The organism is Salegentibacter salegens (assembly GCF_900142975.1).
Taxonomy (GTDB): Bacteria; Bacteroidota; Bacteroidia; order Flavobacteriales; family Flavobacteriaceae; genus Salegentibacter; species Salegentibacter salegens.
Genome location: NZ_LT670848.1, coordinates 2,083,498 through 2,098,527, shown reverse-complemented (window position 1 = coordinate 2,098,527; position 15,030 = coordinate 2,083,498). Strand labels below are relative to the sequence as shown.

Genomic DNA, 15,030 nt, shown 5'->3' with positions numbered 1-15,030 from the left:
GAAAACAAAAATCAATTGTTTTTTTCCGAAGAAATATAGAAATAGGGTAGTGAGATATGATATTTCACAACAATAAGTCTAATTGAAATTACCATAAGCGTTGTGGTTAGGTAAATGATATCGCGGTTTACGCCAAGCTCGTGCATTATAACAAAAACGAGTCCGCCAAAGATACAGGCGGTGGCGTAAATTTCCTTTCTAAAAATTACTGGGATTTCGTTACAGAGAATATCGCGAATTACACCACCAAAAGTACCTGTCATAGTACCAAGGGCAATACAAATAATGGGGTCAAGCCCGTTTCTAATACCAATTTCAACACCGGTGATGGTAAAAACTCCCAGGCCAATGGTATCAAAAAGGAAGAGGGATTTTTTAAGATAATTAATTTTATTCCTAAAAATAATGGCAAGAATGGTTACGGCACCAATAAGGTAAATATAAATGGTATTTTCCATCCAGGTCACGGGAGTATTTCCTATTAAAGTATCGCGTAATGTGCCACCGCCAATGGCAGTTACAAAACCAATAATAAAAATACCAAAAAGGTCAAGCCTACGGTCCATAGCTGCCAATGCGCCAGAAATAGCGAAGGCAATGGTCCCGAGGAGGTCTAGAATATTAAATAAAGTAAGTTCCATTTACTCGGTAATCGAGATTTAAAAATTTCGAGGCTTTCCGCCGAAATTAAAATGTTTTAAATGAATGCCCCACGGTCTTGCTGCGAGGTAATTTTTAGACAAAGGTATAGTTAAATTTTGGGAAGCCGTTAATTTTTATTTCCTGAATGGAATCTATACCTTCAAATTATTACTGAATAGTAAAACTTAATTAGATTAGTGTAAGTTTATAGTGAAAGTTACTACTTTTGTAAGACAGAAAAACAAGATAAAATGAGCGATAAAATAGAAAGAATTAAAACCTTAATTATAGGATCTGGACCGGCAGGATATACTGCAGCAATTTACGCGGCAAGAGCCGATCTTAAACCCGTTATGTATACAGGAATGGAACCCGGTGGGCAGTTAACCACAACTACTGAAGTGGATAACTTTCCCGGTTATGCCGATGGAGTAGATGGGCCTAAAATGATGATGGATCTGCAAAAGCAGGCCGAACGTTTTGGTACCGAAGTGAGAATGGGGATGGTAACTGAAGTTGAATTTATCGATAAACCCGGCGGAATTCATAAGGCCTGTGTAGATAATGCTACCTGGGTGGAAGCCGAAACGATTATTATATCTACCGGTGCTACCGCTAAATACCTTGGATTGCCAAGTGAACAACGTTTGCGTGGTGGTGGAGTTTCAGCATGCGCGGTTTGTGACGGATTTTTCTATAAAGGCCAGGATGTGGCGATAGTTGGTGGTGGCGACACGGCTGCTGAAGAAGCTACCTATCTAGCCAATATCTGTAAAAAAGTAACAATGCTGGTAAGAGGTGACCAGATGCGGGCTTCTAAAGCGATGCAACATCGAGTAAACAGTACTAAAAATATAGATGTTAAATTTAATACTGAAGTAGATGAAGTTATTGGCGAACAGGTAGTAGAAGGACTAAGAATGCTGAATAAAGAAACCGGTGAAAAAGAGCAAATCGAGATTACCGGATTATTTATTGCCATTGGTCACAAACCAAATACCGATATTTTTAAAGGTACATTAACGATGGATGATACCGGGTATTTAATTACCGAAGGGAAATCTACTAAAACCAATATTCCGGGAGTTTTTGCTTCGGGTGATGTACAGGATAAGATTTATCGCCAGGCGGTTACTGCAGCAGGAACCGGTTGTATGGCTGCTTTGGATGCAGAACGCTATTTAGCTGAAATAGAAAGTGAAGAAGGAGAAGAAGTAAAAACTACGAAGAAAGTAGAAGCTTAATTTCTTAAAATTTAATAGTTAAAAAACCTCACAGGTCTCGAAGACTTGTGAGGTTTTTCTGTTTTCTGAAATATATGTCGCTCCGCTGGAGCTCAGAATCAGTATTACTGATAATTTTCTATAAATATTTCGCTCTTCCAGAGCTCCCAGAATTTTAAGCAAATGATTCTATTGTGTAGATTTAGCAGATTTTTGAAACCTGGGAGATCTTCTGGGTTTTCAAGAACTTGGATTGAGCCCAATAGAGGCGATATTTTTGTAGAAATAAGATATAGAGAATAAAGGAGCTCCAGCGGAGCGGCATTTTAATATTCCAAACTAATTTCTCTCCTAACCTTATCCAGCAACTCAATTAATTGCAGACTTTTTTCGAAGGTCATTTCGGTGCTTTCGGTTTTGCCTTGCAGTAGCATTTTTTGAACGTGTTCTGCTTCAAAATTATATCCGTTGGAATTCACTTTAAACTCTTTGGTTTCTTCACCTTCTGGTGTTTGTATGATAATGCTTGTAGGTTCGTGAAACCTGGTGTTTAGGGTAAGCGTAGCTTTTTGAAACTGAATAATTGCTGCGGTAGGTGTTTGTTTTATAATAGAACTCCCTAATTCTGCTTCTACACCATTTTTATATTTAAAAACAATATCACAATCTTCGTCGACTCCGGTGTTGTGAAAACTGGCTTTTGCCTGAATTCTCTCTGGAACTCCCAAAGCACTCATCGCCATAAAGATAGGGTAGATGCCAATATCCAGCAAGCTACCGCCACCCAGGTTTTTATTATAAAGGCGTTTATCTAAATCTACCGGCGCCGGAAAACCAAAATCGGCTTTTAGGTTTTTGATTTTACCGTATTTTTCAGATTTAACTTGTTCGATTACAAACTTAAAATGCGGTAGAAACTGCGTCCACATCGCTTCCATTAGAAAAACATTTTCCTTTTTGGCTTTAGCGATCATTTCTTCCACCTGCTTTTTGTTCATCGCAAAAGGTTTTTCGCACAAAACTGCTTTTTTATGATCAAGGCAAAGAAGGGTTTGTTGATGATGAAAAACGTGAGGCGTAGCGATATAAACCACGTCTAATTCTTCATCTTTCAGCATTGCTTCGTAGCTAGAAAACAATTTAGTGGCGTTATGTTCTTTTGCAAAAGTTTCAGCTTTGGTTTTAGATCTACTGGCAACCGCATAAAGTTCGGCGCCTTCAACATCTTTTAATCCCGTCGCGAATTTTCCGGCAATTTTTCCGAGGCCCAGAATGCCCCATTTTATTTTTTTCATTTTAAATAATTTATATTTTCAATCTCTAATAGACGCCCATTAGCCTGAACGAAACTAGCAGTTTATGTGCTCCTTTTAATTTTATGTTCCGGGGTTTTTATAAATAGTTCCAGGATTAGAGCGAGTGCCATTACAAGTAAACATCCTGCTAAATTGAGCCACAAATAAGGCATCACATCGAATTTATAGAGGATTATTATTATAATTTGTGTGATTATTGCGGCTACAAAAACCGAATTACTGTTTACAATTTTAATAAAAAATGCCAGTAAAAATATTCCCAAAACATTTCCGTAGAAAATGGAACCGATAATATTTACCAGCTGAATAAGATTATCGAACAAATTAGCAAAACTAGCAAATGCAATGGCAATGGCTCCCCAAAGTAGTGTAAACCATTTTGAAGCTTTTACGTAATGTTCATCAGACATTTCAGTTTTTCTGCTTCTTTTGTATAGGTCTATTGAAGTTGTTGAGGATAGCGCATTTAATTCGGAAGCGGTAGAAGACATTGCTGCAGATAAGATTACCGCCAGTAATAAACCGATTAAACCGCGCGGAAGATTATTTAGTATAAAATGGATAAATACATAATCTTTATCGTTGCTCTCCGCATCTTTGTCTGATGCGTCTATTAACTTCCTTGCTTTTTGCCGGGTTTCATTTTCTGAAGCATTTAAAGTGGCGAGGTTTTCGCGATAAGTTGAATTATTTTCTGGGGTGAAATTATTGTTTTCGGCAAATTGTAAATGTAGATTCTGTTTTTCTTGTTGTATCGCATCGTGCTCCAGCATTAAATCTTCATATTGATGTCCGTAATCGGAATTCAAAACAGTTTCAGTAGCAGCAGGATTAAAATTTAAAGGGGCGTTGTTAAATTGGTAGAATACAAAAACCAGGACCCCTACGAGCAAAATAAAGAACTGTAACGGCACTTTAAGCATTCCGTTCATAATCATTCCCATTCTACTTTCGTTAACCGATCTTCCGCTTAAATAACGCTGTACCTGGCTTTGATCTGTCCCAAAATAGGATAGGGCCAAAAAACTACCCCCAATAATTCCGCTCCAAAAAGTATATCGGTTTTCAAAATCAAAAGAGAAATCCAGAATATCCATTTTTCCGCTGGCGCCGGCAATTTCAAGCGCGTTGCTAAAATTTATATTTTCGGGTAAATAGCTTAAAATAATAAAAAATGCGGCAAACATGCCGGTAAGGATTACTGCCATTTGTTGCTTGTGCGTTACACTCACGGCTTTTGTTCCGCCGGCAACCGTGTAAATAATAACTAAAGAACCAATAAGAATTGTTAACCCAGAGAGGTTCCAGCCTAAAACAGCCGAAAGGATAATGGCCGGGGCAAAAATAGTTAAGCCCGCTGCGAGACCACGCTGAATTAAAAATAGGACTGCAGTTAATGTCCTGGTTTTTCTATCGAACCTGGATTCCAAATATTCGTAGGCGGTATAAACGTTGAGCCTGCGATAAATGGGAATAAAAAACATACAAATAACCACCATAGCAATGGGTAGCCCAAAATAGAATTGTACAAAACCCATCCCATCGTGAAAAGCCTGGCCTGGTGTAGAAAGAAATGTGATGGCACTGGCTTGAGTTGCCATTGTAGAAAGCCCAATTGTCCACCAACGGGTTTCACTACCACCGCGAATATAATCTTGTGCGCCCTTGTTATTTCGGGTTTTGTAAACACCGTAGGTAACTATAAAAGCAAGCGTACCAAGAAGTACAATCCAGTCTATTAATTGCATATTAGGTGAATTGGGACATTATAAAATAAAACACAATTATGTAAGCTGCGTTGGCTAAAAGAACGAAAGTATATGATTTCTTCCAGGTAAATTTTTCGGGTTCCTTCATTGTTTTCCTATTGAAATCATATTAGCGAAAAGCCTGTAAGCACCGGGAACTCCTACTGGAAACTGCCTAAAGAAGCTTAAACCGGTGTAAATAAAATATCCTTCTCCATATTTTGCGACCATTAAACTTCCATTTTTGGGAGTTTCATTTTTATCGTTCATAGATAGAATTGGCGTAAATTCTTCACTCCAGGAATCGGGAAAATAAAGTCCACGTTCCTGCACCCAATTTTCAAAATCTTTTTCGGTGATTTTATTGGGTGAATTTAAAATTGGATGCTCTTCAGCTAAAAACCGAACCTCGGCGGTTTCATCGGTTACTCTGTCTCGAGACAATTCCAGCGGAAAAGGAGAAGTATTTTCAGTCACCAATCCGCGATTGGTATTGTATTGCACGATGAGATTCCCGCCATTCTTCACATAATCAAAAAGCGCCTGTTGCTTAAATTTTAGTGCATCCACCGTATTTAACGCACGAATTCCCAGTACCACGGCATCATATTTTTGCAGTGAAGCCTGTGAAATTGAAGCCACATTTAATTTGTTAACTCGATATCCAATTTGCTCAAGACTTTCTGGAACCACATCGCCAGCGCCTTCTATATAACCAATAAGTTCTCCTTTTCTCTCGAGTTCTAATCTCGCAACTTTTAATTTTGAAGGAACTACCAGGTTTTGCTTCGGAATGTGTTTGTAATCTATACTGATGAGTTTTTCTGAAAATTCCTCTCCATTTATCGTTGCGGTTGGAATAATAAAAGTTTCCTCCTGATCTTTAGGAGGATTAACCTCAAAAGTGACCGTTACTGAACTACCTTTTTGCTGAAGCTGGAATTTATGATTATCTGGTTTAATGTTCCAATTTTTGCCTGCTGAAAGGCTAATTTCTCCCTGCACATTCGCTTTTCCGGAGGTAAGTTTTACTGAAACTTTTTTAGATTTCTCATTTTCAAAAATGATGACATCGTCTTCAAAAGCGAGGGAAATTTCAGGAATAATCTCAAAAGGCTGGTAGGTTTCGCCAAAAACCGCATCGTTATATTTATAAATTATAGGTTTTTCAAAGCTTAGGGAAACCTCACTAAATTTAAGATGAAAAATAGCTTTGGTAAGCATTGGTGTTTCCGGTAGGCCAATTAGTTCCCTATTTTTTACAATATACATTCCGTTATTAGACTCTTCTTCTAACCAATATGGAGTAGTATAAGGCGTTTCTTTTGGAACTTTTAAAACTATTTCATTTTGCCAGTCTTCATTATTTTTCAGTTCTGCTTCTGCCTTAATTTTAGAATTATTCGGACTTAGTTCTACAGAACTTAAGCTTACGGGGAAATCACTTCGGTTAATAGCTTCCAGGTTTATTGATACGCTATCTTTTGGCGTAGCTGAAGCTTGTGATGCTACTGCTTCCAAAAATAAGCCTGTGCTGGCGTAAATAATATTTTTAATTTCTTTTGTCTTTAATTCCCGCCAATGCTCATTTGGTAATTTCTGTATTAATTTATAGGCCTCAAGGAGTTTGGGTATACTTGCTGCAGGATCTGTAAAACTGTAATTTTCTTCAACTTCATTTAGAATTTCACCAATTTTAGCGCCGTCTTTTAATTTTTTCCAGGATGTATCTATGCCCTTAAAAATATCTTGTGAGCGTATGGTATCCCCTTTAATTGGTTCTAAATATTCCATTTGCCGACCGCGCGAACCGGTACTGCCAAAACCCTGCGATTGGTGCTGACTGCGGCTTAAAGATGAAATTTCGGGATTTGAAAGTCCGAGTAACGGAAAATAAACTCCCGTATCAAAACTTATAAACCTGTCTTTACTGGCTTCTTGAAAAGCTTCTTCGCCACCATAAAACCAGGGAGAAGTATTAAAATAAGCACGTTTTGTTTGGTGTGTTTCGGTAAAATTTAATTGATCGGGAAATTTATTGGAATTAGCAGCGGCATCAAAAGCTTCCAGGCTTAATAGGGCAGAAGAAGTATGGTGACCGTGAGTACTGCCAGCAGTGCGATGATCAAACCGATTTATAATTACATCTGGTTTAAAGTTTCTAATTATCCATACCACATCGCTTAGCACTTTTTCTTTATCCCAAATTTCAAGGGTTTCTTCAGGGGTTTTAGAGTAGCCAAAATCGTTAGCGCGCGTAAAGAACTGTTCCCCGCCGTCTATACGCCTTGCCGCGAGCAATTCCTGGGTTCTAATAAGTCCCAATTGCTCTCTTAATTCGGGACCAATTAAGTTCTGGCCACCATCGCCACGGGTTAGCGATAAATAGGCTGTTCTGGCATTTTTTTCGTTAGAAAAATAAGAGATTAACCGGGTGTTTTCATCGTCGGGATGGGCGCCAATGTATAAAACCGAGCCCAGGAAATTCAGCTTTTTTATTTCCTGAAATATTTCAGTAGCATTTAATTTTTCGGGTTCCTGTGCGTGTAAACTCAACAGGAAAAAACAGAAAAGTAAACTAAATAGTTTGCGCATAAATTTCAAAGCGATTAATAAGACATCCAAATATAAAAACTTTAGCCGCCTGAAGATAGAAAAATTAACTGCTTTTACTCAATAAGGAAGATTAAAATGCCTCAAAGTTTATTTCGAAATTAAAATAATCCAATGTAAAGGTCCTTTAAATTACGCCGGGCAACTACTTTTAAAGGCTGCTTTTGTCCCCATCAAGGTAAACATCTTTTGCTACAAGCGAAACCGCTTTTTGTAAAATCAAGTTATTAGGATAGGTAATTAGTTCTCCTTCTAAAGTCCTGATATGTAAATGAAAAGCCTTTATATCTTCAATAATAGCTTCAATAGGCATGTCTTTATCATGGATTTTTATTTTATCTCCAATTTTATAAGGAAATGAAAAGAAAAGAATTACTCCTGAAGTGATATTACTAAGAATAGACCAAATGGCAAATAGTGCAACGCCAAGTACTGCAAAAACCGAAGAAAAGATAAGGGAAAGCTCGGTAAGTCCCATTCCCCAGGCAATAGCTAATAAGAAAACAGCAATAAATAGAATAAGTATATTGATGTATTTAAACATGAGTCGTGTTCTGGTGAAGTCTATTTCACTGCGTTTCCCAACCCTGTGCGCTGCTTTTTTTAATAAAAACTGAACAATTAATAATGCAAATATCGTAACTACCGTGTAGATAATTTCAGTTTTATATTGGGTAAAAACTTCATACATTTTGGAGAAATATTTTTATATAAAGGTAATTTTTAATAGCTATTATCAAATAAAAAACATCGACTTATTTAAAAAAATTATTCATTATTTTAATATAATCTAAAACTTTAATTAGTTGTCTTTAAAACACATTAAGTCATATGTTTATATTTAAAAATTATGAGAGATCAATTAGTTCATTGTAAACCAAATGTGTAGGAAGGCCAACTACATTAAAGTAGCTTCCTTCAATATTGGTAATTCCAATAAGGCCAATCCATTCCTGGATGGCATAACCTCCTGCTTTGTCAAAGGGTTTAAAGTTTTCTACGTAGTAATTAATCTCACCGTTGGTAAGGTCTTTAAAAGTTACTTTTGTTTCGCAGTTTACTGTAGATTGACGATTGTGTGTAGTAAAACACACTGATGTGAAAACACTATGGGTTTTGCCTGATAATGATTTAAGCATTTCTTTAGCTTCAGCGGCTGTTCCAGGTTTTCCCATTGCTTTCTCTTCATTATAAACAATGGTATCGCTGGTGATTAAAATTTGATCCTGTTTTAATTCTTGCTGAAAAGCTTCGGCTTTTAATTGTGCAAGGAAATCGGTTATTTCTTCCTTTTTGAGGTAATCGGGGCAGACTTCCTTAACCGGTCTTACATCGGTTTTAAAAGGTATGTCCAGATCTTTAAAAAATTGGTGACGCCTGGGTGATCCTGAAGCGAGGATTATTTCTTTATTTTTTAAAAGTTCTTTCAGCATAATTATTTTATTAAAATCTCTGTAAGTTAATATTATTTGTAGAATCTTGTTCTTGAACAAGAACCAACATTAAATGCTATGCAGTAAGTATAAATTGATAAAAGCCTATAGATATAAGTCCGAAAAACAAGATAATTTTCAGCAATAAACTCAATAGTGAGTAGTTTTTTTTCTTTTTAGCTTCCCAAATCCGAACCTGAAAATAGAGTAGTGGTGCAAGGATAAAAACCAGTGTGTAAATTACCAGAAAGGTATTCTCAAACAAATAATTGTACGTATAATAAACGATGGCAGCTACCGGTAAAATCCCAATTGCAAAAATTATTTTATTTGTACGGCTATGGCCAAGAATAATGGGTAAGGTTTGTATTCCCGAGTTGTAATCTCCTTTTACATCTTCCTGATCTTTTACCATTTCCCGTAATAGATTGATTAAAAAGGCGAAAATTGCATAATCCAATAAAATTGAAAATAATAAAGATTGAATCTGTTTATTTTGAATATTAATTGCCGGAAAAAGATCAAAAACTGAAGGTAAAAGGACCACAAAAGCCACAAGCAAACTAATTAAAACATTCCCGAGCACCGGGATTTGTTTTAAGTAACTGGCATACAAATAAAGTAAAGCAGAGGAGAAAATAAAGATGGCAACAAAACCAGGTTTACCGAGTAAATTGGCTAAATAGAAACCAATTCCTACGGCTATAATATTAAGAATGATAAATAAGTTATTCGCTTTTTGTTCTGAGATTTTATTGCCTATAATCAGCTTTTCCGGCTTGTTAATTTTATCGGCCTGGACGTCATAAATATCATTAATAATGTAGCCTGAAGCCGCGATACAAAGTGTAGCCAGGATTAGTAAAGCATACCCAAAGCTGTTGAGCGTAATAGCCGCACCAAATTCCTCAAAAAATGAAAATTTAATCAGGATTAAGGTGAGTGCAATAAAAATAAGGTTGGGCCACCTTATTAGTTTTAGGTATGCTATCATATTTTATTTATTCAGAAACAAATTTTAAACCTATAATGGAAATGATTAGGGTGCTTAAGAAAAAGATACGCCAGAAATGTGCAGGTTCTTTAAATATAAAAATACCCAGCAAAACGGTGCCCACGGCTCCAATACCCGTCCAAACCGCGTAAGCCGTTCCAATTGGTAAGGTTTGGGTGGCTTTATAAAGAAGAATCATACTTAAAGTAAGCGAAACTAAAAAACCAATAAACCACAGCGTTGAAGTATTCCCCGAGCTTACTTTCATTTTTCCCAAACAAAAAGCGAATCCGACTTCAAAAAGCCCTGCGAGTATAAGTATTATCCAGTTCATTTATTCTTTCTCAATCCATTTTCCCTGCACTTTCATTACCTGCTCAATTACATCACGAACACAGCCTTTCCCGCCTTTTTTATGCGAAACGTATTTAGAGATCTCCTTTACTTCGGCCACAGCGTCTTGTGGGCAACAAGGCAAGCCAACGAGTTTCATAGGGTAATAATCGGGAATATCGTCTCCCATATATAGCACGTCCTCGGCCTTGATTTCATAAATATCCAAGAACTCATCCATTTGTTCTACTTTATCGTGAATGCCAAGATATATATCGTTTATACCCAGGTCTCTAAGCCGTTTACGAACGCCTTCATTTTTCCCTCCAGAAATAATACAAACCGTATAACCGGCATTTTTTGCCGCTTTAAGCGCATAACCATCTTTAATATTCATAGTGCGAAGTAGTTCTCCCGTCGTACTAATTTGAATGCTACCATCGGTAAGCACGCCGTCTACATCAAAAACAAACGTGTTAATTTGGTTTAGATATTCTTTATAATTTTTTTCCATGGAAATCCTGAATAGATTGGGTTAAAAGGTTGTAAATAGCCTTGTGATTTTTTGATAAAAGTGCTAAATGCGCTTCAATTGTTTGTTGGTCGTTTCTTAAAGCCGGGCCGGTTTGTGCATCCTGTGGCGATAAACTTTCAATTTTTGAAGCGGTTTCTCTAATAAGTGGTTTCAAAATGCTAAAATCTACCTGGTGTTTTTCACAAATTTCAGCCCCGATAGTATATAAATGATTGCTGAAATTATTTACAAAAACTGCCGCGAGGTGCAAAGCTTTGCGTTGTTCAGAATTAATTGCCCGCACGTCTTTTGAGATTTCTGCAGCCAATTTTTTAATTTTTTTCAAATTTTCAGCTGAATTTGCTTCAATACAAACAGGTATTTCAGCAAAATCTACCGTTTTGTTTTTAGAAAAAGTTTGTAGCGGATAAAAAACTCCCGAATTTTTCACACTATCCAGCGCATTTAAATTCACCGCGCCCGAGGTATGTAGCACCATACCTGTTTTATCTTTTAGATTGTGAGTAATTTCAGAAATCACGTCATCTTTTAAAGCGAGTAGATAAAAATCAGCTTGTTTTAAGTCGCTGATATTGCTTGTGGTATCGGTGAGATTTTTAAAATCCTTCAGGCTCTCTTCCCGGTGATTATACACCTGAATTACCCTGGTATTTTCCGCTTCAGAAAATGCCCTAAAAAGATGAAATGCAACATTCCCTGCACCTAAAATTACCACTTCTGTCATTCGGCTAAATTATTAAAAATAATGAGGCAATAAAATTAACATTCATGTAGGAGAATGTCTTGTTTTTTACTGTTTCAAACCGTTAAAATTCCCTAAATTTGCAGGCTTAAAAGAGTTACTTCATGCAGAATAAAATAGCCTCTGTCATATTTTCTACACGTATAATGGCAGTCTTGTTTGTGGTCTTTCCAGTAGCCATGGCGTTCGGAACATTTATAGAAAGTTGGTATAGTATTGAAACAGCGAGAGTGTTAATTTATAACACCTGGTGGTTTGAGGGTATTATGGTGTTTTTTGTGATTAATTTCGCCGGGAATATAAAACGTTATAAACTACATAAACGCGAGAAATGGTCTTCTCTTCTAATCCATTTATCTTTTTTGTTAATTCTGGTTGGTGCCTTTATTACCCGTTATATTAGTTATGAAGGTGTAATGCCTATTACAGAGGGCGAAACCACTAATATCATGCTTTCTCAAAAGACTTACTTTACCGCTTTTATAGACGGTGAAATTGAGGGGGAACCCCGCCGCAGGGTTTTGGAAGAGCCAGTACTTTTTGCTCCGGAAACCGAAAATGATTACATACTTAATACCGATTACAATGGGCAACCCGTTACGATTGAAGCTACCAATTTTATTTATGGGGCGAAAGAAGAATTAGTCCCAGCTGAAGATGGAGAAAATCATCTTAAACTGGTGGAAGCCGGAGGTGGCGGTCGCCACGATCATTATTTAAAAGAGGGGGAAGTTCAAAATATTCATAATGTATTGTTTGCGCTAAATGAACCTACCGAGGGCGCGATTAATATAACATATACCGAAGAAACCGGAAAATACACCATAAATTCTCCCTTTGAAGGCGATTATATGCGAATGGCCGACCAGGAGAAAGGAGGTTTAGCTAAAGATTCTACCCAAAATTTGATGCTGCGTTCTCTTTATAATATAGGGACAATGCAATTTGTAATTCCTGAGCCGGTGGTTAAAGGAAAGTATGATATTATAAAAACACCTGAAAAGACTGATGGCCAAAGCGATGCGTTAACGTTAAAAGTTTCTTCAGAAGGTGAATCTGAGACCGTTACTATAATGGGTGGCCAGGGAATTCCCAGCGAACCTCAAAAAGTAGAACTCGCCGGACTCGAATTTTATCTGAATTACGGTAGTAAAGAAATAGAATTACCTTTTGCTCTAAAACTCAACGATTTTATCGCAAATAGATATCCCGGAACTGAAAACAGTTATTCTTCATTTAAAAGTAAAGTAGAAATTGTGGAAGAAGGAAAAGAAAATGTTCCTTACGAAATTTATATGAATCACGTTTTAGATCACAAAGGCTTTAGGTTTTTCCAGGCCAGTTTTATGCCAGATGAAAGCGGAACAGTGCTTTCTGTAAATCACGATTTCTGGGGCACCTGGGTGACTTATATAGGCTATTTTCTGCTTTATTTAGGCTTGATGCTAATTTTATTTGATAAGGGTTCCCGCTTTGGAAACCTTAAAGATATGCTTGAAAAAGTGAAGGACAAAAAGAAAAAGTTAAGCACGGTGCTTATTTTCTTTATGGCAACCGGTTCTATGTTTGCACAAATACCGGGAGACGAGCACGAACACGCTGAATCGGCCAAAAGGGAAGTAGATTCTATTATTAAAAGCAACGCCATAAGCGAAGAGCACGCTGCTAAATTTGGCCGCCTGGTAATCCAGGATGCCGGCGGAAGAATGAAACCCGCTAACACCTATTCCTCAGAATTACTTCGGAAATTGAGTAAATCTGATGAATATGAAGGTTTAAGTTCAGACCAGGTTTTGGTATCACTTACGCAAAACCCAATGATCTGGTATAATGTGCCAGTTATTTATGTTGAAAAAAATAATGATAGTTTACATAATCTTCTTGGCGTAGAACAAGGGGAAAAATACCTTACGCTAAGTAGTTTCTTTGACGAAATGGGGAATTATAAACTCTCACCACAGTTGGAAGATGCCTACCAGGCGGCGGTTCCTAATAAATTTCAGAAAGATTTTATTAATACCGATAAAAAGGTAAATTTATTATATCGCGCGCTTCAGGGGAAGATTTTGAGAATTTTTCCTATTCCAGAGGACGAAAATAATAAATGGGTTTCTTATCCTGAATTAGAAGATGAAGGCGTAGTGTTTAAAGGAATGGATTCGGTGTATACCAAACAAATCCTTCCGCTTTATATGACTTCCCTGTCGGATGCTACTGAAACCGGAGATTATACAAAAGCGAATCAGTTTCTGGAAAGTATTAAAGGATTTCAGAAAAAATTCGGGTCAGAAGTTTTGCCTTCAGAAGATAAAATTAACGCAGAGATCGCGTATAACAAATACGATATTTTCAGGAATCTTTTCTGGATGTATATGGTAGCCGGATTATTTATGCTGGTTATTGTGATTGTAAAGATTTTTAAAGAAAATAATCTTACTAAATGGCTGGTTAAGATAAGTGCTGGCGTGATTATAATCCTTTTTGTCTTACATACTTTAGGTTTAATTGGTAGGTGGTATATTTCTGGACACGCGCCCTGGAGTGACGCCTACGAGTCTATGATTTACGTGGGCTGGGCTACAATGTTCTTTGGTTTAGCTTTTGGAAGAAAAAGTACCCTAACCATTGCCTCTACAGCTTTTGTAACCTCAATGATTCTAATGATCGCACATTGGAACTGGATGGATCCTTCTATAGCCAATTTACAGCCCGTGTTAGATTCGTATTGGTTAATGATTCACGTTTCGGTAATTGTAGGAAGTTATGGTCCTTTCACCCTGGGAATGATCCTGGGCGCTGTGGCATTGCTTTTAATGATTTTTACTACAGAAAAAAATAAAAAGAAAATGGATCTCAATATTAAAGAGATTACCATTATTACTGAAATGGCTTTAACCGTAGGATTAGTAATGTTAACCATTGGTAACTTCCTTGGAGGCCAGTGGGCCAACGAAAGCTGGGGACGCTACTGGGGCTGGGATCCCAAAGAAACCTGGGCTTTAATTAGTATTATGGTTTATGCTTTTGTAATACATATGCGTTTGGTTCCCGGTTTACGAAGTAGATGGTTCTTTAACCTCATGGCTGTAGTATCTTTTGCCAGTATTATGATGACTTATTTTGGGGTGAACTTCTACCTGGCAGGTTTACACTCTTATGCAAGTGGAGATAAAGTAATTACACCTACTTTTATTTACTATGCAATTGCAGTAGTGGCATTGTTAGGAGCGGTATCTTACTGGAGGTTCCAGAAGTTTTATGCCAAGAAACCTAAAAAGAAGATTGAGAAATAGGTTTGAATATAATGGAAAAAGGGTTGTTTGAAAGGTTTTCAAAATCGTCATCCTGAACTTGTTTCAGGATCTAAGTTGTTGTTATCTAAACATATTAGAAGCTGAAATAAATTCAGCTTGACCAATAAAAACAAAAGCCTGTCTAAAATTTTTAGACA

12 protein-coding genes are annotated in these 15,030 nt (G+C 37.0%); 2 read left to right on the top strand and 10 right to left on the bottom strand.

The features are described from left to right. Window positions 1-11: 11 nt before the first annotated feature. Window positions 12-641 carry a trimeric intracellular cation channel family protein gene (locus B5488_RS09395; protein ID WP_079735027.1) on the bottom strand — a complete coding sequence of 210 codons (630 nt, stop codon included), beginning with the start codon at window positions 639-641 and terminating at the stop codon, window positions 12-14. A gap of 252 nt (window positions 642-893) precedes the next feature. On the opposite strand from B5488_RS09395, the gene trxB reads away from it, so the two are divergent. Further along, the gene (gene trxB / locus B5488_RS09390; RefSeq protein ID WP_079735026.1) at window positions 894-1,886 is read left to right on the top strand and encodes a thioredoxin-disulfide reductase; all 993 of its coding nucleotides are present in this window, start codon (window positions 894-896) and stop codon (window positions 1,884-1,886) included. 305 nt (window positions 1,887-2,191) lie between these two features. On the opposite strand, the gene B5488_RS09385 is transcribed toward trxB, so the two are convergent. The 9 genes from B5488_RS09385 to B5488_RS09345 all read right to left on the bottom strand — a co-directional run bounded on the left by B5488_RS09385 (window position 2,192) and on the right by B5488_RS09345 (window position 11,561). After that, window positions 2,192-3,160 carry a Gfo/Idh/MocA family protein gene (locus B5488_RS09385; protein WP_079735025.1) on the bottom strand — a complete coding sequence of 323 codons (969 nt, stop codon included), beginning with the start codon at window positions 3,158-3,160 and terminating at the stop codon, window positions 2,192-2,194. A gap of 62 nt (window positions 3,161-3,222) precedes the next feature. Next, window positions 3,223-4,929: a sodium:solute symporter gene (locus B5488_RS09380; RefSeq protein ID WP_079735024.1), complete on the bottom strand. Its 1,707-nt coding sequence runs from the start codon at window positions 4,927-4,929 to the stop codon at window positions 3,223-3,225. Between the two features lie 105 nt (window positions 4,930-5,034). Next, on the bottom strand, window positions 5,035-7,524 hold the full coding sequence (locus B5488_RS09375) for a PIG-L family deacetylase (protein WP_079735023.1): 2,490 nt from the start codon (window positions 7,522-7,524) through the stop codon (window positions 5,035-5,037). A 169-nt stretch (window positions 7,525-7,693) separates the two neighbouring features. Further along, window positions 7,694-8,233, bottom strand: coding sequence for a mechanosensitive ion channel domain-containing protein (locus tag B5488_RS09370; protein WP_079735022.1), 540 nt, complete (start codon window positions 8,231-8,233; stop codon window positions 7,694-7,696). A gap of 157 nt (window positions 8,234-8,390) precedes the next feature. Further along, on the bottom strand, window positions 8,391-8,975 hold the full coding sequence (locus B5488_RS09365; protein WP_079735021.1) for a Maf-like protein: 585 nt from the start codon (window positions 8,973-8,975) through the stop codon (window positions 8,391-8,393). Between the two features lie 76 nt (window positions 8,976-9,051). After that, window positions 9,052-9,969 carry a geranylgeranylglycerol-phosphate geranylgeranyltransferase gene (locus B5488_RS09360; RefSeq protein WP_079735020.1) on the bottom strand — a complete coding sequence of 306 codons (918 nt, stop codon included), beginning with the start codon at window positions 9,967-9,969 and terminating at the stop codon, window positions 9,052-9,054. A gap of 7 nt (window positions 9,970-9,976) precedes the next feature. Then, window positions 9,977-10,303, bottom strand: a complete 327-nt coding sequence (locus B5488_RS09355; protein ID WP_079735019.1) for a DMT family transporter — start codon at window positions 10,301-10,303, stop codon at window positions 9,977-9,979. Continuing rightward, window positions 10,304-10,816 carry a KdsC family phosphatase gene (locus tag B5488_RS09350; protein WP_079735018.1) on the bottom strand — a complete coding sequence of 171 codons (513 nt, stop codon included), beginning with the start codon at window positions 10,814-10,816 and terminating at the stop codon, window positions 10,304-10,306. It abuts the gene before it with no gap. Beyond that, entirely contained in the window at window positions 10,800-11,561 is a 762-nt protein-coding gene (locus tag B5488_RS09345) for a Rossmann-like and DUF2520 domain-containing protein (RefSeq protein ID WP_079735017.1), read from the bottom strand. Before B5488_RS09345 ends, B5488_RS09350 begins: the two co-directional genes overlap by 17 nt. Window positions 11,562-11,683: 122 nt before the next feature. On the opposite strand from B5488_RS09345, the gene ccsA reads away from it, so the two are divergent. Then, the gene (gene ccsA / locus B5488_RS09340) at window positions 11,684-14,872 is read left to right on the top strand and encodes a cytochrome c biogenesis protein CcsA (RefSeq protein ID WP_079735016.1); all 3,189 of its coding nucleotides are present in this window, start codon (window positions 11,684-11,686) and stop codon (window positions 14,870-14,872) included. Window positions 14,873-15,030: the final 158 nt, after the last annotated feature.